This is a genomic window from Pelagibacterium sp., assembly GCF_048264985.1.
GTDB lineage: Bacteria > Pseudomonadota > Alphaproteobacteria > Rhizobiales > Devosiaceae > Pelagibacterium.
The window spans coordinates 230,804-253,464 of record NZ_JBLXCL010000003.1; the positions used below are offsets into that span (position 1 = coordinate 230,804).

The following is a 22,661-nucleotide window of genomic DNA, read 5'->3' on the forward strand; positions in this document are numbered from 1 at the left end:
CCGTTACGCCAAGGCCAAAGAATCTTAACTCGGATTCGTCGCAATAGCAGCAGTCAAACTGTGGTTTACCCTTTGTCCACGAGCGCAAGCTAACAGCAAAGTAGCATTGCTATTTGTAGGAGTCCATCATGTATTCGCTCGACTCAAACGCTAACTGTATTTCTGCCACGCACTCTTTTAATGGAGTCATAAATTCGTCTTCCACAATATCAAGATCAAATGCAGAGCGAAAAATAATGATGTTTACTGCACCGGCCACTTTGCCAAGTCGATAAACAGGCAGTGCGATCGCGCAGATACGAGGGGTGGTCTCTTCTAGAGAAAGCGCGTATCCCCTACGTTGGAAGTCTTTTAAGATCCATTCAAGCTTGCCAGCCTTGTTTATATCTGATTTATTCTCTTCACTGCTCTGACTTATTTCCGAAATTAGCGCTCGTCGGTCGTTTTCATCCATACCGGCAAGTATAGCTTTCCCCAAGGCCGTCCGGAGAATGGGGCGGATACGTCCAACAACATTACGAAAGAACGTCATGCTGGTGAGGTGATGGCTGGAGTCGACGATTTTCAGAGTTCCACGGGAAATCGTTCCGTAATCGCTCGGCCACCGTATCTTGCTTGTTAGCCGGGCCAGCGCTTGGGAAACGAGCATAGAATCGGTGTCCTCGGCCAGAATTCCTCTGCTTAGGTGGCGCATCTTGCTCGAAAGGAAAAACTTGCCATCTTGTTCTCTGCGCACGACATAGCCGGCGCCGATGAGCGACGCGAGGAGACGATACACTGTACCGCGGTCGATCGCTGTTTCCTTAGCAAGTTGGCTCGGAGTCAGCCAACCCAAGCTGCCCATTGTATCAACGAGCGATAGGGCGCGGCTCACAGAGCGAACTTCTTTGAATTGTCCAAGTTCTTTCGCCATCTCACACCTCCAGCCATAGGCCTAAGCTTGATAGCATGGCAAAATCGTACGCTGGGATAAAGAGCCACAAAGGTATGAACCTCACTCTCTTGCTAAGCCGCTGAGAACCAACATTTCGGTCTTGTCGCTATGAGCACTGGCAATTCTTACTCGGCACAACTGTCTCGAAGGTGCTGCCCGTGACGAAAGAATCAAAGGCTGTCGATGCAATCAGATCAAGCTGACGGAGAAACGTTATTGTGGTTTCTCACATATCACTGCTGTCACTCGCCTTGCGCGCCTGCTCCCACCAGATGCAGTTAATCGCGTTGTCGCGGAAGTTATCGCCAGCAACGTAAAGAGGCTCCCTCACGCCATCGGAGGCTGCTTTCAATTTCATCTCTCTGGCCTTTTGGCGGCCTTCCTCGCTCAGCCAATCACGTTCATGGCCCCAGATGCTCGGTCCGACCGTCACTTCATAAGGCGTCCAATCGTTTACGTTGATGAGCTTGCCTCCCCATCCATATTCCATGAGGAATTGTGATGGTGTCCTCGTATAGAACGAGGTCATGAAATCGTTACTGTGCCGGCCCAGTGTGGTTGCGATCATTTCGGGCGTCTTCAGGGCGATGTCGTAGCCTTGCCCGACATCGTCCAGATGATAGAGTTCCATCATCATGTGGTGGACGTCGTTAGATTTCCCCTCGATGAGCGCGACGCTGTGGTGCCTGGGATTGATGTGATAGAAGAACGCTCGAAATGGCGCCGTCACGTAATCGCTCATCCGAAAGCCCAGGATCTTGGTATAAAATTCGTGCGCCGGTTCGATGTTTTCCACGTAAAGGGCGATATGTCCGAGGCCCAGCGGGCCGGTAACGAAGCCTGAAATAGCTCGGGATGGGGCAAAATCGTCATCGGCGACAGTGGCTCCGTAGAACACTTCCAGCCGATTTCCAGCGGGGTCAAAAAAGGTCACGCCTTCGGTAATCGCGCGTTGCTCGCAGAGTGCCGTCGGCATTTTGGTATAGGGAACTTCGGCCTGATCGAGCCTGCGGCAAATCGCGTGCAAAGCCTCCCGATCCTCGGCCTCCCAGCCGTAAAAGGAGGCGCCGCCGCCATCGCCGGCTTCCACGATGATACGCTGCTTGCGATCGTCCATTCGAAAGGCGATGGATTGGCGGGTGCTGTCGACCACCTGCAACCCCAGCAACGATGTGCCGTAGGTGTTCCACTCCGACAAGTCGGCGCTCCGATAACCCACATAGCCAAAAGAAGAGAGTGCCATAATGCCTCCATACAAGCTGATAACAGAATGTGCCGCCAACTTAGGCCCGATGAGCATCGCACGAAAGCGCGCGCGGGCCTCCGTTCGCCATGCGAACGCTGCCACACGAGTGGCTTTCAGGGAAATGCTGCTCAGGCTGAATCAAAGGAAGGCGCCTTAGCGCTCTTCCTTAATAGCTAACGCAATGGCGAGAATGCTGTGGGCAGGAGGATGATGCCTTGCTGCTCGACCAGCGCATCAGAGGTGTTTTTCGTCGGATCCAGCCATTCGGGATCGGACCACAGGTGCTCGCGCCGGCGCGAGCGATCGAGATGGTCCTCATATTCCCAGATGTGGATCAGTTGGTTGACATTACCGGTATCGGGCGTGAAGGCTGCCACCAGTCGGCCGAGATGGCGCTGTAAAATCGGCAGTCGCGTCTCCTCGAACACTTTGAGCCACGACTTCAACTTTCCCGGCTTTGCGGTATAGGTTCGCATTTCATAGATCATAACAGGTCAAGTCCCGGTGTGATGTTTGCTATTAAGGGCGGGGAATACGGTTGTACGCATTGTTCCAGCGCGGTGTAATGACCAACTCATTTATCGCCACGTGACCGGGCTGGCCCAAGATGTAGGAGATCGCACCGGCAATGTCGTCCGGCTGCAGCATCTTGGCGAGGACCTCGGGCGGTGGCGGCGGAACGCGCCTTTGCATTGCAGGGGTCGCCACCTCCCCAGGGCAAAGTGCAGTCGCGACGACGCCGTTGAGGATTTCGGACATGTTGAGGCTTTCGACTAGGCCGCGCATGGCCAGTTTTGTACTAGTATAGGCCGGACCCGGCTGGGGAGTTACATACCATCCGGCAAACGAAGACACGACCACGATCCGGCCACCGCCATTGGCGCGCATGCCCGGCAGCACTGCGTCCACGGAATGATAGGTTCCCAAAAGGTTGGTGGAGACGACATCACGGAAATCTGCGTGGGATATCTCTCCCCACGCTCGGCGACCAACATTCATGCCCGCATTGGCGACCAGCGCCCCAATCGGTCCCTGTTCGCTGATGAGCCGATCCACTGCCGAGCGCATTTCGTCCCCATTGGCGACGTTTGCCGGAAGCAAGAAGCAGGAATGGCCAAGCTGCTCCCGGGCAGCTTGTAAACGTTCCTCGTTTCTGCCGCTGATGGCAACGGTCCAACCCTCGTTCAGCAGGCGGCGGGCGGCAGAAAAGCCGATCCCGCTGGCGCCTCCGGTAACCAATGCAAGTTTTGTCATGCGTCCAACCTTTCCAAACGGGTGATCTGTTCCTTGCTTTTGCCGTCGAACAGGCTGATCGGCGGATAGGCGTCAGGGTCCGTCATCACCTCGATGAGCGTAGGAGCTTTGCGCGCCATTGCCTCCGAAAGTGTCTCGGGCAGGTGACCAGCCTCCGATACCCTGACGCCTTCACAGCCGCATGCTCTTGCAATCGCGGCATGGTCCACCTGCGTAAAATTCACGGAATTGCTGTGGAACCCATAATGGACGTTCTCGGCGTGATACTGGAAGCCCAGAATGCTGTTGTTGAGCACTATTACCGTCAGCGGCAGTTGGAGGCGGAAGAGGGTCTCCAGTTCCTGCCAGCAATGGCCAAAACCCCCATCGCCGACGACCGCAACCACGCGCGCATCGGGTTGCGCGAGCTTGGCTCCGATCGCCATCGGCATGCCCCATCCCAGCCCGGCTAGGCCCCTCGGAACGAGAAACCGCTGGCCGTGGCGTTGCGCCGAAAGATATGTCGTGATCCAGTTGGACGAATAGCTGGCGTCGGCGACAACGATATCACGCGCATTGAGGAGCGGCGACAATTGCGCCATGACGAATTCGGGACGCAAACGCCCGTTCGAGCCAGGCCCGACCGCTTTGACGTAATCGTTTACCGCTGCGGCGGCGTTCTTTGCACGCGTCGCGGTCTCTTCGATATCCGCGCGCTGCGGATAGTCGTAGGCCTCAGAGAGAGCGGCGAGCGTGAGCTTGGCATCCCCAACGAGCCGCAGCGCCTCGTAATTGCGTCCGATCTCCTGGGGATCGATGTCAATATGTAAGTATTGTGCCTCCGACGGGTATGTTTTCCAGCTATCGGTGCCGTTCTGATTGGTGCGCGTTCCGACCAGCAAGACGACGTCGGCATCGAAAAGATAATCCCGAAGCTCTCCGGCGCGGTTCCCTTCCTGGAGGTTGCTCGTGAATACCCCGATGGCTAGCGGATGATCCTCGGCGATCGTGCCTTTTCCCATATTCGTCGTTGCCACCGGAATTCCTGACTTTTCCGCGAAAGCGACCAGTTCCACGCTCGCTTGCGACAGATGCACGCCGCCGCCAGCGATAATCAGCGGTCGGGCCGCTTGGGAAAGTAGTTTTGCGCCCCGCTTTACGCGCTCGGGATCTGCCACCATACGATCCAGAGGATAGTGGCCTAGATTGGCCGTGCGGCGGGTGTTTTCGGGAGCGTCTTGACGTAGGACATCCATCGGTACGATCAACGCGACGGGACCAGGGCGCCCGCTGGTCGCGGCTGTAAACGCCATATCTACATAGTCGTCTACCCGTTCGGCTCGATCGATGCGACGTGTCCACTTTGTACAGCCATCAAACAACGCCAAATGATCGAATTCCTGGAAGGCGTTCCTGTCTACCATGGTGCTCGGCACGTCCTGAACGATGGCGACCATGGGAACTGAGGCTTTCATCGCCTCGGCCATCGGCGCGACGAGCAGCGTCGCCGCCGGGCCATTCTGAGCGCAAACCACGCCGACTTTGCCCGATATCCGGGCATATCCATCGGCCATTACGCCACCGGCATTTTCGGTGCGGTAGCCGATCTGTCGGATCCCGTACTGGGGGAGGGCCAAAACGAATGCCGATGGAATGCTTTGTCCAAAGACGACCTCTACGCCATGCCGCTTCATCCCAGCAGCCAGCGCGTCAGCCACGGTAAATTTCTTCATTCTATCGCCTTAGTAATTGCGGAATTGCTTAGGGAGTACCGTAACGGTAGGCACAGCCTTAACAACCGCAGGAGCAGACTCCAGTGCCCTCGCGGCTTGTGTTTGCGTGGTGAACGCCCTTACCCATTGTTTCATCCGCACGTTTCCGACACGCCGCGAAGCCAGATGTTCACCCCCTGAACGCGACGGCAGTCTTGGTTGCCAGCCCTATGACCGCGAACTAGTGCTTTTTGCATGTAAATCAGCTCCCGCCTTTTGTCGTGTGCAATCGGGGAAAGTATTGTTGGTAGTATAATGAAACATGTTGTTGTTATAGGCGGCGGTATTGGTGGTCTGACTGCTGCGCTGGCGCTTCTCAAGCGGGGTTTTCGCGTCACGGTTTGTGAACGTGCGCCCGCATTTCAGGAAATTGGAGCCGGGCTTCACATCAGTCCCAATGGAACGAGCGGCCTTATCGATCTCGGTCTGGGAAAGGCGATGGAAAGGCTGGCGTTCGTACCCGTGGGCAAGGAATTTCGCCTGTGGAATACCGGGGAAACGTGGCCCGGATTGGATTTTGGAATGAACGCCGAGGTATTGTACGGTAGCCCGTATTATTTCCTGCATCGTGCGGATCTTCACGAAATAATCTATAAGAGCATCCTTGAGATCGATCCTGAGTGCATCCTGCTGAACAAGCAGTATGTTCGTCATGAGGATGACGGCACTGCGATATCGGTCTTTTTAAGCGACGGGGGCGTCGTAAAAGGTGATGTTCTCGTTGGCGCCGATGGCGTGCATTCGGTGGTTAGAAGCGAACTATTCGGCGCCGACAAGCCCGTGTTTTCGGGCTGCGTGGCGTGGCGGATGGTCATGCCGAAAGAGGATATCAGAATCCCGGTTCGTCCGGTCAGCTCCAACTGGCTTGGGCCTGGGGCTCACTTCGTACACTATTTCCTGCGTGGCGGCGAGCTCCTCAATGTCGTTGGTATCGTTGAGCGTGATGACTGGCAGGTTGAAAGTTGGTCCACGCAGGGAAGCCAAGAAGAAATGCTCGCAGATTTTGAGGGCTGGGCGCACGGTGTACGCGCGATCATCGAATCGGGCGCCAAACATCCTCACAAATGGGCGTTGATGTTGCGGTCACCCTTGCGCGAATGGGTCTCGGGCCGGACCGCGTTGCTCGGCGACGCCGCACATCCCACCATGCCGACCATGTCACAAGGTGCCAATATGGCAATCGAGGATGGTGTTCTGCTCGCGCGTGCCTTGGGAGAATTCGACGATACCGAACTGGCCTTGCGGTCTTTCGAAGCGGCGCGGCTCGATCGCACCGCAAGGCTGGTGGAGCAGGCCAATGCAAACGTCAAAAGTTTCCATAGCGAGGAACTGCGGGATCCAGAACGTGGGTCTTCTTTCATGGAAAGCGTTTTCAGCAGTTCTAGAATGAAAGAACGTTTCGACTGGGTCTACCAATATAACCCCGCAACGGTACCGCTTCCGGACGTGCGAACCCGCTCGGCTTCGCCGGAATGCGCGCGTGACGTGCCGGTGTTTACCAAGTGAACGCCGTCTTACCCTTGCTTGATCGTCCAATGGGAATGGAGGAACCGTATGCAATGACGCTCGCGGCAGCCTAGCCGATTGCCGTCGCCTAACTAGCGGGATCCGTTCGGCGTCTGTTAGTTCGTGTGAAAAGGCATGGGCCGTAAATTGAAGTCACAACTGAATGTCTGTGAATCGAATACCGGTTCGGGCGAATTGAAAAGAGGAGGACATATTCAATGAATGAGAAAATTCTGGGAATTTTGGCTGCGGTTATTGTAACCTCATCGGCATATGGCGCGGATTTTCCCACGCGACCAGTGACGCTGATGGTGGGGTTTCCGGCCGGGGGCGCCAATGACGTGATGGCGCGCGCAGTGGCCGATGTGCTGTCGGAAGATTGGGGGCAGCCGGTCGTAGTGGAGAATATACCCGGCGCGACCGGAGGCGTTGCCCTCAACCGCTTGTCGCGCGCGTCGGCAGATGGTCACACCATAGCTATGGCGACGGCCGCGATCATGGCTGTCAGGCCCGCGCTAACCCTAGACTTTGAGGCCGAATACGGTTTTGACCCCACCGACGACATAGCGCCGGTGGCGTTGCTTTCCGAGCAGAGCTTCATGCTGGTCGCGACCAAATCGCTTCCAGTCAATACTTTCGAGGAACTCTTAGACTATGCCAGGGAAAATCCCGGCCAGCTCAATTACAGCACGACGGGCGAGGGTGGTACGCCGCACCTGATCGGGATGATCGTCGATGCCGAGACCGGCATAGAGGCTCAGGCGATCCCCTATGGCGGTGAGATGGAGGCCCTGACAGCGGTCATCGGGGAAGAGGTGCAACTCGGCTATTCGCTTTATTCGCGCAACATCCAAGCTCAGATTGAAAGCGAGACCGTAAAGCCGCTGGTTGCAACCGCCGCTCAGCGACTGGGGGATCTGCCCGATGTCCCCATTCTGGCCGAATATCCTGACCTGGACAATTTCGCCGCCACCACATGGTTCGGGATTTTCGCGCCGGCCGCCACCTCTCCCGATATATTGGCCGCCCTCAATGATGCCATCAACGAGGCATTGGACGATCCACGCGTCATTTCGCGTTTTGAAAGCGCCGGTTTCACTCCGACTCCGATGGCGCTCGCTGCGTTTCAGGATTTTGTGCCGGCCGAACGCGCGCGTTGGCAGGAAAGCATCTCCGGTTTGGACATCGATTTCGACTGACATTGACGCCTTGGTACTTCCGGACGCGTTGCTCCGGAAGTACCAAGTTCAGTTCGGTCTTCCCTAGAAGGCGAACGCCAGTCGAACGCACTCAAACAGAAAGTAAATTCGGTGCAAACGAGTATTCTTAAATGAAGTTCAATACAGCCTCTATCTTGAAAATGAGAAAGGTAAATTTGCGAGAGGTCGTGGCGGCGATCCTTATCATGGCCCTAGGCGCCTTCGCTACGTGGGAGGGTTCGCGCTACGGCCTGCTTGCGGGATCGCGCGTGGGGGCCGGTTATTTACCGTTCTGGATCGGCATCCTCTTGATGGTGTTCGCGGCTATCCTGATAATTTCCGAGCTTTTCTCCATAAATGCCGATCCCTATGACGCCGCGGAGGATTCAAACATCCCTTTTCAAGGCCGCTCATTCTTTGTCCTTGTGCTTTCCATCGTCGTCTTCAGTTTCGTCGTGGTGAGGTTCGGTTTAGGGCCAGCAGTTTTCATGGCCGTTTTGTTGAGTGGTTTCGCCGATAAGTCCCTTCGCGTTTGGCAGATTCTTATTCTGGCCTCCGTGGTTACGGCTTTAAGCATACTCATTTTCAGGATTGGGCTGGGCATTCAGATCGAGGCGATCAAATGGTAGATGTGTTTTCCCCCGGTATAATCGAGGGCTTCTACCGTGCGGTAGCACTCGATAATATCTTGTATTGTCTGGTCGGGGTGACGCTCGGCATGGTCGTGGGCGTTATTCCGGGAATCGGGACGTTGGCAGCCATTTCCCTGCTGATTCCGCTGACGTTCTACCTTGAACCGCTGACGGCCATTTCTCTTTTGGCCGGGATATATTACGGCAGCGCCTATGGTGGTTCGACGGCGTCCATTCTGCTGAATCTTCCGGGAACGGCCAGTTCGGCCGTCACGTGCCTCGACGGGTACCCGATGACCAAAAAAGGCAGGGCGGGGCCGGCCCTGTTCATCACGGCCATCGCCTCTTTCGTGGGTGCGATATTCGGAACTCTGGTTCTGGCCGTATCGGCCGAGCCTTTCGCGCGGCTGGCCTTGCAGTTTCGCGCGCAAGAGTACTTTTCGCTGATGGTCCTGGGCTTGATTGCCGCCACCATGATGACGTCGGCGGGGGCCGCCAAGTCGCTTGTGATGGTGGCGCTCGGGCTCCTGATCGGGATGGTAGGGATCGATGGCACCAGTGGCACCACCCGGTTCGCGTTCGGTGTCATCGAACTCTATGACGGTGTGTCTCTCGTCGCCATCGCGCTCGGGCTGTTCGGCCTAAGTGAATTGATGCGCAATGTTGGCCACATGCCTACATCCGTTTCGACCGTGGACTTCCGCTTCAAGGCGCTTTTGCCCAACCGCAAGGACTGGCGCGAGATGTGGCCGGCCATCGCGCGGGGAAGCGGTCTTGGATCCCTGCTCGGTACACTGCCCGGCACTGGAAGCATCGCGGCCTCATTTCTTTCTTATGCGCTCGAACGCAAGACGAGCAGGACACCCGAAAAATTCGGCAAAGGCGCCATAGAAGGGATCGCAGGGCCCGAATCCGCCAATAACGCCGCCATTCAAACGGCCTTCATTCCGACATTCACGCTCGGAATCCCAGGCGATCCAGTCGTGGCGCTGCTGCTCGGCGTGCTCATAATCCACGGGGTGACACCCGGTCCACAGTTCATCGTAGCCGAGTCCGCGATGTTTTGGGGGGTGATCTTCACCTTTATCGTCGGAAACATCGCGTTGCTGATCATGAACATTCCCTTGATCGGCGTTTGGGTCAGACTGCTAGCTATTCCCTATTCTTTCTTGTTTCCGTCCATCGTGGCCTTCATCTGCGTAGGTGCCTATTCGGTTAGCTATTCGATCGTCGATTTGTACATACTGATTTTGTTCGGTGTCGTGGGCTATTTTGCTGCCGTCCTGAAGTATCCCGTGGCGCCCCTGCTGCTGGGCTTCATTCTCGGGCCGATGATGGAGCAGAATTTCCAAAGAGCCATGCTTCTTCAGCGAGGAAATATCCTCGGGTTCTTCGAAAGGCCGCTAAGCGCGATATTTCTGCTGCTGGCTTTGGTCATGCTGATCTTGCCGCTCGTTTCTTCCCTTAATGCCCGGAAGCGAAACCGCGCCGTCTTGGGTGCGCGAGAATGATCACTCCCGCGAGAAGTCCCCGCGGCTCGAGTGTCCCACGGTCGCTCTTACGTAATCTCTAGATCCATTGGGAGAAGCACAATTGACTAATTCCGACCCCGACCTATTCGATCCCGAGACGGTTTCGTTTCCTTCCGGATGCCTCATTGCGGGCGAGCTGCGCGAAGGGCTCGGCGATCCGTTTCCAGTCATCCGCCCATCGGATGGAAAAATCATTCTGACGATGCGTGGGGCGGACCTTTCGGATGTCGACCGTGCCGTTGAGGTTGCAACGCAAGCCTTCCGTTCCGGCACATGGAGGGGCGTGCGCCCGGTAGACCGCGCCCGCATTTTTCGCCGCTGGGCGTATCTCGCCGAGCAACATCTAGACGAACTTGTGCAGCTCGAAGCCGTGGCGTCGACGAGGCTCGCCTCGGAGGCCCGAGTTGCTGACATACCCAAGGCAATCGAGATCATCCGATATTATGGCGAACTCATGAGTCGGACCCATGGCGACGTTCTTGGTTCAGGCGGCAACGCTCTCAACTTTACCCAGAAAGAGCCCTATGGCGTCGTCGCGGCCATATCTCCATGGAACATGCCAATCATCTTGTCCACGATCAAACTCGCGCCGGCGCTTGCCGCAGGCAACGCGGTGATCTTGAAGCCTTCAGAGTTCACGCCGTTTTCAATCATCCGGTTGGCTCAACTCGCGGTCGAGGCAGGCGTGCCGGCGGCGTGTATTTCGGTTCTGCCTGGCACGGGGCCGATCACGGGTCACGCGCTCGTCACTCATCCCGGCATCGATTACGTGACCTTCACCGGATCGACCCAATCGGGTTCCGTGGTCATGGGCGACGCCGCAAGGCACGGACCTAAGCCCGTTTCCCTGGAACTCGGCGGGAAAAGTCCCCAACTCGTATTCGCCGATGCCGATATCGATATCGTGGCGGATACGGTGGCGCGATCGGTCATAAGGAATGCGGGGCAAATTTGCTTTGCAGGTACCCGACTCATCGTCGACCAAAAGATCGCCAATGAATTCACCGATGCAGTCAGGCGCCAGCTTTTGACCGTGGTTCCCGGGCCCACATGGAAGCAGGCGTCTACTCTCTCGCCGGTAATTTCCGAAAAGCAGAGCGAGCGTATTCTCGACATATTGCGCCAGGGCAAGGAAGCAGGCGCCGAAATCACGCTGGGCGGCGGTCTCTATGAAAACGTATCGGGGGGCTGGTTCTTCAAGCCCACCATGGTCGAACGACTCGAGCAGGACAATCCGATCGTTCAGGAAGAAGTCTTCGGCCCGGTTCTGTCCGTGCAGACCTTCAGCGATCCGGAAGAAGCCCTGAGCCTGGCCAATGACAGCCAATACGGGCTGGCCGCAGGAGTGTATTCGGCCAACCTCAACACCGCTCTCCACTGCGCACACAAATTGCAGGCGGGAACAGTTTGGGTAAATCAGTACGGACCCGACGATATCGCCTCTCCGATCGGCGGTTTTAAGAAATCGGGGTTCGGAAAGGATTTCGGTGCCGACGGATATGACAAATATTTGCGCCTAAAGAACGTCCGGATCAAGTTTGGCTGATCTGCTAGGTGCCGTAAGCAATTGCAGTGAATACGTACCGGGAGGGAATTTTGCTCGAGAAGCGAGAACCAGATATGCATGACCGCGAGCCCAACTTGGACACTCCTATACCCGAGACCGGCGCCGAGGGCTTTTTGATGGGCCTCGACGCCGCGGGGGTTGACTACCTGTTTGGAAATGCTGGAACGGATTTCGCTCCTGTTATCGAGGCTCTCGCGGGTTCCAAAGCGGGATTCATGCCAGAGCCAGTGCTTGCGCCTCATGAGACTGTCGCCGTCGGCATGGCGCATGGATATTACCTAGCCACGGGCAAGATGCAGGCCGTCATGGTGCACACCAATGTCGGATTGGCCAATGCGTCGATGGGTGTACTCAATGCGGCCTCCGATAATGTGCCGATGATGATTTTTTCGGGACGCACCCCTATCACCACTCGCGGACACGCCTTTTCTCGGCGTACTCATGTTCAGTATGGACAAGAGATGTATGATCAGAGCACGCTTGTAGGAGAAGCGTGCAAGTTTCGCTATGAACTGCGCTATCCGGAACAGGCGGTTCCGCTCATTCGCCGCGCGGCAGATCTCGCAGTGTCCGAGCCCACCGGGCCGGTCTACGTCAGCTTGCCGCTCGAGGCGCTGCACGATCCCATCGCGGTGCACGCACGGGCGCTGCCGGCGGCGCCGGTGCCTGCATCGGCGCCAGCCGCAGAGCACGCTGCCATCGTGGAGGCCGCCAAGCTGTTGCGGCGAGCGGAGCGCCCCGTGATCATCTCTCAGAGGGCAGATGCCGCCAGTGCCAAAGCTATTGCAGAGTTCGCCGAACGCTTTAGCATTCCTGTCGTTGAGCCCTTCACGGTGGTCAATGTCCTGCCGAGCTCGCATGCGATGTTTGCCGGTTATGACGTCGGGACGATACTTGCGGAAGCCGATGTCGCCATCGTCTTGGAAACCAGCGTGCCGTGGATTGAGGAAACCGATAGACCAGACCATCTCAAAGCGTGCATTCATATCGGGAATGATCCGCATTTCCGGCAATTGCCCTATCGCACGTACCAGACAGATCTCGCCATTACCTCGGGTGTGGCTAGCGCACTTCAGGCGCTCGGGCGCGAATTTGATGAGCCATCAAAGAACTGGCCGAAGTGGGGAGCGCACGCGCGGCGGGCTTACGAGGACCGCCATGCGCAATTGACTGAAAACGCTTGGAATAAAAGTCAGCTCGGTATCTCCAATGAGCTGCTCAGCTGCTGTGTTTCGGACATTTTGGATAGAGATGCGCTGCTTTTTAACGAACTCGGCGTCGTGCCCAACGCGATAACGACGGTGTCCAGCAGACAATTTTTTACCCATCCTCATTCCGGCGGTCTCGGTTGGGGAGTCCCGGCAGCACTCGGCGCGCAGCTTGCCGATCGCGATCGCCTATGTATCGCCTGCGTAGGGGACGGCTCGTTCATATTCGCAAATCCCGTCGCGTGCCTTCAGGCCGCAGAAGCCCTTCAACTGCCCATATTGATCATCGTAAAGAACAACAAGATGTGGAATGCGGTGCGCCGCTCGGTGGTCAACGGCTATCCCGATGGCGCGGCGGCGACGTCAAACCAGATGCCCTTCGTCTCGTTATCGCCATCGCCTGACTTCGCGCTAGTTGCGAAGGCAAATCGCGCCGTTGGTGTCCGCGTCGAAACAGCGAAGGATTTGGCCAGTGAGCTTCGGCGTGCAGTAGAAATCATTGGAAGGGAGCGACGGGCAGTCCTGCTGGACGTGTCCGTCGGTTTCGCTGACGCTAACTGATGCTTGTCTATAGATTACTCATTCTTAGCTTGTTCGCGAGAGCAAAGGAGGAGGAATGCCAACCCTGCTATTCGACTCACGGTATGAGTGCATGAAGATGAACGCCAGTCGGTCAAGCCAAGGGCCGTCATATTTCGAAAGGGACCCGGTGCAATGGCAATACGGCGAACGCTCAACGATCATACACTTTTGAGGGAAGCGGCCCTTATCGGCGGAGAGTGGATTCCCGTGATCTCCGACGCCATCGAAGTCACCAATCCTGCTTCCGGCGAAGTCATCGGCCGTGTACCCAATCTCGGTGCGATCGAGACGAAGCGAGCTCTTACTATAGCTGCTCAAGCCCAAAAGGAATGGTCTGGCCGATCGGCCAAGGAAAGATCGGTTGTGCTCCGGCGTTGGTTCGAGCTCATGATCGAAAATCAGGAAGATTTAGGTCGTATACTGACGCTTGAGCAGGGAAAACCTTTTGCAGAAGCTGTAGGCGAGATCATTTATGGAGCCAGCTTTATAGAGTGGTTTGCCGAAGAGGGACGTCGTGTTTACGGCGACTTGGTGCCTAGTCATCAGCGGGATAAGCGAATCCTAGTGATGAAGCAGCCAATCGGTGTCGTCGCCGCAATAACACCATGGAATTTTCCTAATGCCATGATTACCCGCAAAGCTGGTCCGGCACTCGCCGCCGGATGTGCGCTAGTTCTTAAACCGGCGTCACAGACGCCACTCTCGGCGCTAGCACTGGGAGTGCTTGCCCAACGCGCGGGGCTTCCCGATGGACTTTTCAGCGTTGTAACCGGATCCGCCAGAGAGATCGGCGCAGAGATGACTGCAAACCCGGTTGTCCGGAAACTTACTTTTACCGGTTCCACGGAAATTGGCACGCAACTCTATGAACAGAGCGCCCCTACGATCAAGAAACTTAGCTTGGAACTCGGAGGCAATGCGCCTTTCATCGTATTTGACGATGCCGATTTGGATGCGGCCGTAGACGGGGTACTCATCGCCAAGTTTCGCAATAACGGACAAACCTGCGTCTGCGCCAACCGAATTTACGTACAGGATGGTGTCTATGACGCTTTTGCGACGAAACTGGCTGCGGCTGTTGCTGCTCTCGAGGTCGGTGACGGTTTTGCTGAAGGCGTCTCTTTGGGACCACTCATCGACAGGGCGGCCATGTCCAAGGTTGAGGAGCATGTGGCAGAGGCTGTATCAAAAGGGGCACGAATACTTCAGGGAGGGATCCCTCATGCCCTTGGGGGCACATTCTACCAAGCCACAGTGCTGGCGGACGTCACTCGTGAAATGAGGATCGCACGGGAGGAAACGTTTGGCCCTATTGCCCCGTTGTTTCATTTTGTTGATGAGGCCGATGTCATCGCTCAAGCCAATGATACTGATTTTGGTTTGGCTTCCTATTTTTTTGCAACAGATATTGCACGCGTTTATCGGGTAGCTGAGGCGCTGGAGTTCGGAATCGTCGGCGTCAACACCGGACTTGTCTCAACACCAGAGGCCCCCTTTGGTGGCGTCAAACTGTCCGGCTTGGGACGAGAAGGCTCAAAATATGGCATCGATGAGTTCATGGAACTGAAATACGTGTGCTTGGGTGGCATAGCATGACACCTAAAAGCCCCCATGCCTTAATGGCGCGTTGGCGATAGCCTAAGACGCGCGAAGGCGGGGGCAATAGGGATGTTGCGAACATGCAGTTCCGCCAGCAACACTGCGATCATGGCAAGGTGATCCGGCACCTCACCTAGTTTGCGGTTGTTGGAAATAGAATTCGGGCGCCTGCCCAGTAATTGCGCAAACTTTCGAACGCTAAGGCCCGCCTTACTCAGTTCGGCAATGAAGTCATCATAGGACATGGGGGTCAGGGGCTTTAACTCATGATTTTGTGACATTTGCACATTAAATTATGTGCGTCCAGCAGCAGGCTGAGGTGACGATAGTCTGCCCCGCGGGTGAAGGAATATTCTGGGAATGTGTGCTTAGACAAACGCTGGCGACTGTAGGTCCAATTGGGGAGTTGCCTCTCCCAGGGGCGCCGCATTCTACAAATCAGCTTTCATGCTAAAGGATGGTGTCACGCCTGCGACTGCGCGCTCAAGCATTATGCTGCGGGCGCACCTTGTGGCAACGACTGATAAATCTCGAGCCTATAACCGTCCGGATCGAGGCACTGCATCCGCGTGCGGTCCTCACGTTCCTCAACGCGGTAAAGTCCTTCCGGCATGAGTCGCTGATATGCGGAGATGCTTCGTTCAAGGTCTGCAACCGCCACGAACACCGTGATGTGATCGCTCACCGCATGAAACTGGGTCGTCTCGGCGAGCGACAAAATCCCACCGAGATTTACTGATTTAGCCGTGCGCTTGCTTATCGGAAGGCCAATCACCTCCTGGTAGAAGGCGACGGAGCGGGAAAGATTCGAAACGACAAGCCGAAAACCCACATGGAGGGGGGCGGACGGTTCCTTTCGCCTAAGTCCGTCGAGCTCTGGGTTCTTGCTGGCTGCCTGGGGCATTTCGAAGGATGCTTTCGACAGCTTCTTAACGAAGAGCGTCTGCCCATCCTCTAATGTCAGCCGCCATGCCTGCGCGGTGAGAGATCGCGCTCTGGATTTGATCCCATTCCAGATCTCGACGCTCGCGGGAAGTCCGTTGGGCAGTAGGACTTGTGAAGGCTCACGCAGGTCCTGCAGTTCAGCGATGAAAGACGCAAGCGATGCCTTAGTCACGCGTTGAGTGCCGATTCCTGGCCGCCCCTCCGCCGACAAATCGCGAACTGCATCCCCCGCCTGCCGGATTGTCTTCTCATCCTGCAGGTCCCGCGCAAAGGTAGACATCCATCCTAGACCGAGTGCTGCTCCAAGCAATCCCCCTGTCATGGATGCTAGCGTATCGGTGTCCGCACCTTCCGCGAGGGCGGCCTGCTTCACACCTTCGATGGGGTCAGCCGCGTTGCGAGAGGCGAGGAACAGCGCCGCGGCCGCGTTCACGGTCCCAGAGCCATTCACACGGCGGTCGAAACATCCTAGCTCCCTGAGAACATCTTCGTCGATGACAGCAACGCCCCCCGCAAGCGCGACCGCGCATCGGTCGAGAAGATCCAGCTGTTCATGAAGCGTCTCCGACCAGAGCTGTTCGTAGGCGTCGAGGTGGGCCCCCTCCGTCCAATCGGACCACCGGTCTCGGATCGTTGGTATCGCGCCCCAAGCTTCCGAGTTCGTGCGTACAGCATCAAGAAGCTGACCGTAGGCTAGCGTGCCGCGGTGCCGAAATGCCTGCCAGAGGCCGTAGCCATAGGCGAGCGCACCGATCAGCGCCCGCGGATGGCCGTGCGTGGTGACCCCGTCCGTCATGATATCTGCGGCGGGCTTGGAAAAGTCAGCGGCGCTCGCATGACGAAGACAGTGCGGCAAAATCCGCATGGCCACACCATTACCGCCCGCCGAGAAATAGCGTGCGGCATCTTCGGGCTTCGCATTCCAGGGTGCTCGGCCCGCTAGCCAGCTTGATGCCGCTCGCTTTGTCGCTCCACCACCGCCTCTTTGATAGAGGGTCCAGAGCGGCAGCTCTTCGGAGGCGAAGGACACCCACCAGGAATTGGGCTCACGCAACAGGGCACGCGCAGTTGCCAGTATCAGCTGCGTGTCATCGCTATAGTGGCCCGCCTCGATCAATTCCTCGTGCGGCTGAAACCGTCCGCCGGAGCGCTTGGTCCACGTCATAAAGGACAACGTAGGAGGCGTACGATTCTTTTCGGTGCGAGAAGCGCGCATTTCATGCGGCCATCCGAGGGCGTCACCGATCGCGGCGCCAAGGAAGGCGCCTTCGGCCCGATCGCCGGGAACGCGAAACGCCGGGTTCGTATCGCGATCTAAAGCCAAACGGTCGGTCATGCGGTCCACAGCGTTTCGGATTGCTTCTGCCCTGCTCGAATGGAGGAACTAAGAGCGTACTTGTCGAATAAGGTTGGTGATACCACAAACTTCAGGTTGCCGATGTCGATCCCCAAGATCATGAGCCGGATATGTTCCGCCCGGGCTTGTTCCTCGCTCGAGACACCTATCGCCATGATACTTGCCGGTGGGATCGATTCTGGGACCAACACCTCTGCCTGATCGTCCGTGGGCGAACACGGCAGATGTAGCAACGAACGGCTGCGCAAGACACCTTGAGCACCGGGCACAGACTGTGCGAACATGCTCGCGTAGGCATCATAACCTGCTGCTATATAAGATCCAGAGCCTGCCGCGGCGTTACGCGGACAAAATAAGGTTCCTTCTAACGCCAGTACAGCGGGATCTACGAAGATCACAACCCAATCACGGAATAAAATCTCGCCCTTCCTCGCGCGGTCAAGGTACCAAGCGTTCGGATATTCGATCGAGCAGCAGATATGATCGGCGTGACCGTCGAGGCGCTGAAGGTCGGTGGGATTGAAGAGCAGGCGATCCTCTTCCGCGAGCAACCTGGACGGCAGAATCCCAGCTCCACCTGCCAATATATGGGCGAGGCTCCGTGACGGCGTGAAATGACACAGGCGTGTGATGCCGCGCTTGGCGACGTCTTTTTGGATCGCTTCGTTCATTTTGCGACTTCTACGTATAGTGATCCATCCGGCGGAAGCAGTGCCGATTTCTCGTCGCTACAGGTCAAGAGCAGGGCTGTCCTAGCGCGCGTCACGCCGACATAAAGAAGCCGCCCATCCGTCGCAGTGGCGTCGTCCAAACCACTGTTCGCTATTGCGAGCGGATGAGGAAAGAGCGGCTCGGAAAGATGGGGGAGGATTACACTATCGAACTCAAGCCCTTTGCCGCTGTGCAGCGTGCCGATCGAAATTCCCGGCCCTTCCTTCCAGACCGCAATAGAGTCCTTGAGCAGCCGCGCTCCGGGCAGCTTAGTGGCAAAGGCTCGCGCCTGCGCCCGGGTGCGGGTCAGGATCGCGACGCTGCGCGTCCTCGCAAGGCGGGCGGCGCGATCAACAACGAATGCAATCTCGTTGTCTATGTCCGAGAAGTGAACAAGGGTCGGCTTTGGCCCCTCGGCTGCAGGTTGCTTAGGAATCACTAAGTCGGCCTCGCCCGCATAGTATGGCATGCGCGACACCGCCACGGCGAGGTCCGCAATAGCTTTGGTATTCCGATAATTCTCCTCGAAATACCAGATTTTCGGTGGACTAAGTCCCGCCGATCGCCAAGTCATCTGATTGCCATAAATTTGCTGCGCAACGTCGCCGAAAAAGGTGAAGGAGCCGTCCTTAGGAACCGCTTTGGATAGCGCGCGCAACATTTCTGGGCTCAGATCCTGACCCTCGTCAACGATAACATGCTTATAGAGCCGAGGTTCATCGTCACCTTCAAGAGCGTTCGCGACCGCTGAAGCAATGTCATCGACGTCATATCGGTAACCGGCTTCGTCGCGAAGTCTTCGATATTCAAGGAGAATCTTCCACATAGTGGGGCGCAGCGAACGAACGAGTCGGGCATCGGCACGACCTGTCCTGCTGGCAGAAGAATAGTCCGCCTCGCTGACGATGCCGTGGCGCGATAGCCAGCGTATTTCGTCTTCGAAAAAAGAGTTGGTCCTAGCGAAGAAGGCGTGGGGATCGTGTTGGTTGGCCACGTTTGCGACCGCTTGCTGCACCAACGCCTCGTAGCGGCGGGTTGGCAGGATTGATGTGCCGGACATCTGGCCGCGAGCGCGCAAATATCCTCGCGCGAATAGGTGGAAATTCTCGATGGTAACTTGAAGCAACACATCGGCGGCTAAAAAGCGAATATAGGAGCCCAGCGTTTTGTTGAAAGTGATGAGGAGTGTCTTGCCCGAACCGGGAAAGTCGACGTTCGAGAGAAGGGCGGCCCGAAGAACTGCCATCGAGGTTTTTCCGCTGCCAGCTGTTCCCAACACCACCTGGTGGCCCTGCGTTGGAAGGTAGACCACTTCCCGCTGGCGGCCCACCGGCTTAGGTAATGCCACGAACTTCCCCCAAAAAACTGACATCCGTTCTTGCGGTCGAATCGAACCACAATACCTGCGCCACTCGTTGCCGTATTTGAGGATAGATCGGCTAGAATATCAACGTTCAAAAGGGGAAGTCGCTTGTCCGTGGGAATTTACCCTGCAGAACTGAGCGACGGAAGCCACAGAGCAATCGCCGGGAGTGCAACAACGAGAGCGACCTTAACAATGTCGACAAGAACAAACGGCAGAATGCCCTTATAGATCGTGGAGAGCGGCACATCGGGTGCAACGCTGCGCATCACAAAAAGATTCATGCCGAAGGGCGGCGAAATCACTCCGATTTCGATGACCATTACCATGACCACGCCCCACCACACAAGATCGAAGCCCAGTGAAGTGATAATGCCAGCAACAATTGGCGCCGTCACGATTAATATAGTGAAAGCATCCATAACGCTTCCAAGAACAATGTAAGCAGCCAACAACAAAACAATAACAAAAATTGGCGAAAGACCAGTTCCTATGAACATACTGGTTAAAAGCTCAGGAAGTCCAGCGGCGCCCATAAAGAAGGAGAAGGATTGTGCTGCGATCAAAATAAAATAGAGCATCGCAGTAGCCTGAGTTGTCTCAACAACTAGTCTGCCGATAGCTTCTTTTTGAAGTCTCCCGCGAAGTAATGCAACCACGAATGCAATTAAAACGCCAACTGCAGCGGCTTCGGTTGCGGTGAAAACCCCAAGGAATATTCCGCCAATTACTGTTCCAAACAGTACGAATGAACTTAGGCTTCCCTTCAGTGCCGACAGCAGCTCTTTTATGTCGAAGCGGCCCCGATCAGGGGCTGCCGACGGGTCCATCGCTACGATAGTCGATGCCGCAACGAAGTACAGAAACATCGAAAGCATAGCCGGAATTAGCATCGCAATGTACAATGCTCCGATCGACTCATCGACAAGCAACGCATAAAGGACAGCTGCTGAGGAGGGCGGTACAATCTGCCCCAGCGTGCCACCCGCTGCTATGCAGCCTGTGGAAAACGACTTTGAATATCCACGTGCTTGCATCTCAGGGTAGGCCGCTTTTCCGATCGTTGCCACAGTCGCTAACGACGTACCAGTGAGAGCTCCAAAGCCTGCCGAGCCCCCGATCGTAGCCAGGGCGAGTCCACCTCGCTGAAAGCCAAAGATGGCGGACGCCAATCTATAAATGTCGCCAGCCATACCGCCGGCGGTTGCGAGCCCGCCCATTATTAAGAATAAGGGAATGACCGCAAGGTCGACGCTGGTTATGAGAGCTGCGGTTTCTGAACCGACAATCGAAAGTGCGATCGGAAACCCCATAAGCAATGCTATGCCGATGAAGCTGACAAAGAAAATCGCGCTTGCTACTGGCTGTACCAGCAATATAAAAACCCAGAGCACGAAAAATGCTGCGCCCGCTAGTAGCGCGCCGTGGCCGACGAACGTGCCCTGAAGGGCCTGTACTCCGAAATACACTGAGCCGACGACCACGGCCACTACCGCAACCCCGGTCAATATGAACCGTAGCAAGCTGCGGTTCCAGTCATCGGTCCCCTGCGATTGATATGTCGACGAGGTGCTGATCATCTCGAGCAATCGCTCAAGCGCGATTGCCAATTGGATCGGCACGCATATTATAAAAACGATGGCGATAGCAGACAGGAATGGCCAAGTTTTCCACTGCAGTATGGTCGTCTGCCGCCCGCTGTCGTAGGCAGAGGCCGCGTAAGCTGTAACCTGCCAGGCGATCAGGATAATTAGCAGCAGCATGGCGACGGAACCGATCAGCCTGAACCAGTCCGCTCGCCGATCCCCCAGTTTCCCAACGAGCAAATCCACCTCGAGCATGCCGCGTTCTGCCAATCCGCTTGGCAACACTGCCGCTATGGCGACAGCAAAAATCGTACTCAAAAACTCATTCGATCCTGGGATCGGCGCATTGAAGATGCTGCGCAGCACAACAACATCCACTGTTGTGAGGATGCTGATACCTAGCATGCCCAGTACGCCTGCAAATGCTACCTTCTGGGCCAGCGACCGTCCGAATTGTGTTATCCTAGATATGGGATGGTCGCGCATTTGGTCGTGCTGGCTTGCTTCCATGGTGGCAGCATCCTCCAAGTCGAAATTCTATTTTATTGGTTGGAAGCGTTGTTCAACTCTGCTCGGAATTGTTCCAAGATCTGCTCGCCATCGGGAGTATCAGCAACCCACGAATCGACCACCGATTGAAGCCGGGACTCCCATTGCGCGCGCTCTTCCGAGGATAGCGTAAGTACCTGCTGCCCCTCAGCGTTCGAGATGGTTTGTTCGATGTCGGCAGCGAGTTGTTCGTAGTGCTCGCCGAGGAACTCCGAGGAGGTTCCGCCTGCGGCAGAATCCAGCGCTTGCTGAGCTTCAGGAGACAGGCCCTCGTAGACCGACTGGTTCATAACAAGAAAGCCTGGCACACCGCCCAGAGAGATCCCTCGCTGATGGTTGGGAGCTACTTCTCCAACTCTGAAGCCGCCTACCATAAGCCAGTTGACTACGGCAGCATCTACGACCCCGCGGTCCAACGACTGGTAAACTTCCTGAGTAGGAATGGAAATCGGAGCCCCACCAAGGGCCAAGACGGTATCTGCGGCGACTTTGTCGACTGCACGGACTTTCAAACCCTCCATATCGCTGAGGGTATTGACCGGAGTGCTGGCGCTGATGCCTTGGATCGGCAGGCTCGTCAAAGCAAGAACGTGAACGCCCTCATATTCGTCGGAGATTAAGTCCGACTCGTACAAGCGCCACAGCGCCGATGACGCAGCCACAATGTCCTGGTACAGGAAAGGCAGACTTGCCACTGCTGTCTTTGGGAACGGAAGGCCGCTGGAGCCGTGAAGGCTCCAACCAATGTCTACAATACCCTGCTCGACACGCTCCCACATGTTGCTTGGGTTGGCGATCGCCACGCCGTTGATCACTTCAATTTGAAAGTGTTCACCTCCTTCTTCGTTCATCATTTCGGCCCAAGGCTCGAGTACCTCGGTGACGATCGGGCTGGTGTCAGGAACGCCCGTCGCGAAGCGCAGAACCGTTGGCTGAGCATGCGCCGTAGCAGCTACCAGGGATGTTGCCGCAGCTAACGTCGCAACGCGAAGCGCGCGGGTACCCGCCGATCCAAAAATCTTAAAATAATGTCGTTTCATAGTTTCCTCCTTATGGTGACTTGTTCTTCGCGATGGACCAGGCCTATCGGAAGCGTTGTCTGGCCAATCTGTATCTTCTCTATGCAGATGTGGCCGGGTG

General features: G+C 56.3%; 17 protein-coding genes. 7 read left to right on the top strand and 10 right to left on the bottom strand.

Features of this window, described 5'->3' with window-relative positions; genetic code table 11:
- Positions 1-109: 109 nt before the first annotated feature.
- From ACN0TA_RS12730 to ACN0TA_RS12750, 5 genes are all read right to left on the bottom strand, one after another.
- Positions 110-913, bottom strand: coding sequence for an IclR family transcriptional regulator domain-containing protein (locus ACN0TA_RS12730; protein WP_417583471.1), 804 nt, complete (start codon positions 911-913; stop codon positions 110-112).
- A 247-nt stretch (positions 914-1,160) separates the two neighbouring features.
- Positions 1,161-2,177 (bottom strand): VOC family protein, encoded by a 1,017-nt coding sequence (locus tag ACN0TA_RS12735; protein WP_417583473.1) that lies wholly within the window; start codon positions 2,175-2,177, stop codon positions 1,161-1,163.
- A 176-nt stretch (positions 2,178-2,353) separates the two neighbouring features.
- Complete coding sequence (locus ACN0TA_RS12740) at positions 2,354-2,668, bottom strand: NIPSNAP family protein (RefSeq protein ID WP_417583475.1); 315 nt, start codon at positions 2,666-2,668, stop codon at positions 2,354-2,356.
- A 31-nt stretch (positions 2,669-2,699) separates the two neighbouring features.
- Entirely contained in the window at positions 2,700-3,434 is a 735-nt protein-coding gene (locus ACN0TA_RS12745) for an SDR family oxidoreductase (RefSeq protein ID WP_417583477.1), read from the bottom strand.
- The gene (locus tag ACN0TA_RS12750) at positions 3,431-5,146 is read right to left on the bottom strand and encodes an acetolactate synthase catalytic subunit (RefSeq protein ID WP_417583479.1); all 1,716 of its coding nucleotides are present in this window, start codon (positions 5,144-5,146) and stop codon (positions 3,431-3,433) included. The genes ACN0TA_RS12745 and ACN0TA_RS12750 overlap by 4 nt, the downstream gene beginning before the upstream one ends.
- A gap of 294 nt (positions 5,147-5,440) precedes the next feature.
- Between ACN0TA_RS12750 and ACN0TA_RS12755 the strand changes: the two genes are divergently transcribed.
- From ACN0TA_RS12755 to ACN0TA_RS12785, 7 genes are all read left to right on the top strand, one after another.
- Positions 5,441-6,691 carry an FAD-dependent oxidoreductase gene (locus tag ACN0TA_RS12755; protein WP_417583481.1) on the top strand — a complete coding sequence of 417 codons (1,251 nt, stop codon included), beginning with the start codon at positions 5,441-5,443 and terminating at the stop codon, positions 6,689-6,691.
- Positions 6,692-6,909: 218 nt separating this feature from the next.
- The gene (locus tag ACN0TA_RS12760) at positions 6,910-7,890 is read left to right on the top strand and encodes a Bug family tripartite tricarboxylate transporter substrate binding protein (RefSeq protein WP_417583483.1); all 981 of its coding nucleotides are present in this window, start codon (positions 6,910-6,912) and stop codon (positions 7,888-7,890) included.
- A gap of 131 nt (positions 7,891-8,021) precedes the next feature.
- Positions 8,022-8,519 carry a tripartite tricarboxylate transporter TctB family protein gene (locus tag ACN0TA_RS12765; RefSeq protein WP_417583485.1) on the top strand — a complete coding sequence of 166 codons (498 nt, stop codon included), beginning with the start codon at positions 8,022-8,024 and terminating at the stop codon, positions 8,517-8,519.
- The gene (locus tag ACN0TA_RS12770) at positions 8,513-10,033 is read left to right on the top strand and encodes a tripartite tricarboxylate transporter permease (RefSeq protein WP_417583487.1); all 1,521 of its coding nucleotides are present in this window, start codon (positions 8,513-8,515) and stop codon (positions 10,031-10,033) included. The genes ACN0TA_RS12765 and ACN0TA_RS12770 overlap by 7 nt, the downstream gene beginning before the upstream one ends.
- 82 nt (positions 10,034-10,115) lie before the next feature.
- Complete coding sequence (locus ACN0TA_RS12775; protein WP_417583489.1) at positions 10,116-11,600, top strand: aldehyde dehydrogenase family protein; 1,485 nt, start codon at positions 10,116-10,118, stop codon at positions 11,598-11,600.
- Positions 11,601-11,695: 95 nt separating this feature from the next.
- Entirely contained in the window at positions 11,696-13,390 is a 1,695-nt protein-coding gene (locus ACN0TA_RS12780; protein WP_417583491.1) for a thiamine pyrophosphate-requiring protein, read from the top strand.
- A 153-nt stretch (positions 13,391-13,543) separates the two neighbouring features.
- Positions 13,544-15,007, top strand: a complete 1,464-nt coding sequence (locus tag ACN0TA_RS12785; RefSeq protein ID WP_417583493.1) for an NAD-dependent succinate-semialdehyde dehydrogenase — start codon at positions 13,544-13,546, stop codon at positions 15,005-15,007.
- 493 nt (positions 15,008-15,500) lie between these two features.
- Here the strand turns inward: ACN0TA_RS12785 and ACN0TA_RS12790 are convergent, their stop codons facing one another.
- The 5 genes from ACN0TA_RS12790 to ACN0TA_RS12810 form a co-directional block, all read right to left on the bottom strand.
- Complete coding sequence (locus ACN0TA_RS12790; RefSeq protein ID WP_417583495.1) at positions 15,501-17,291, bottom strand: ADP-ribosylglycohydrolase family protein; 1,791 nt, start codon at positions 17,289-17,291, stop codon at positions 15,501-15,503.
- Entirely contained in the window at positions 17,288-17,983 is a 696-nt protein-coding gene (locus ACN0TA_RS12795) for a DarT ssDNA thymidine ADP-ribosyltransferase family protein (protein WP_417583497.1), read from the bottom strand. Before ACN0TA_RS12795 ends, ACN0TA_RS12790 begins: the two co-directional genes overlap by 4 nt.
- Positions 17,980-19,371 (bottom strand): 3'-5' exonuclease, encoded by a 1,392-nt coding sequence (locus tag ACN0TA_RS12800; RefSeq protein ID WP_417583499.1) that lies wholly within the window; start codon positions 19,369-19,371, stop codon positions 17,980-17,982. Before ACN0TA_RS12800 ends, ACN0TA_RS12795 begins: the two co-directional genes overlap by 4 nt.
- Positions 19,372-19,508: 137 nt before the next feature.
- A complete protein-coding gene (locus tag ACN0TA_RS12805) occupies positions 19,509-21,482 on the bottom strand; it encodes a TRAP transporter large permease subunit (protein ID WP_417583501.1) in 1,974 nt (657 codons plus the stop codon).
- 32 nt (positions 21,483-21,514) lie between these two features.
- Positions 21,515-22,561 (bottom strand): TRAP transporter substrate-binding protein, encoded by a 1,047-nt coding sequence (locus tag ACN0TA_RS12810; RefSeq protein ID WP_417583503.1) that lies wholly within the window; start codon positions 22,559-22,561, stop codon positions 21,515-21,517.
- Positions 22,562-22,661: the final 100 nt, after the last annotated feature.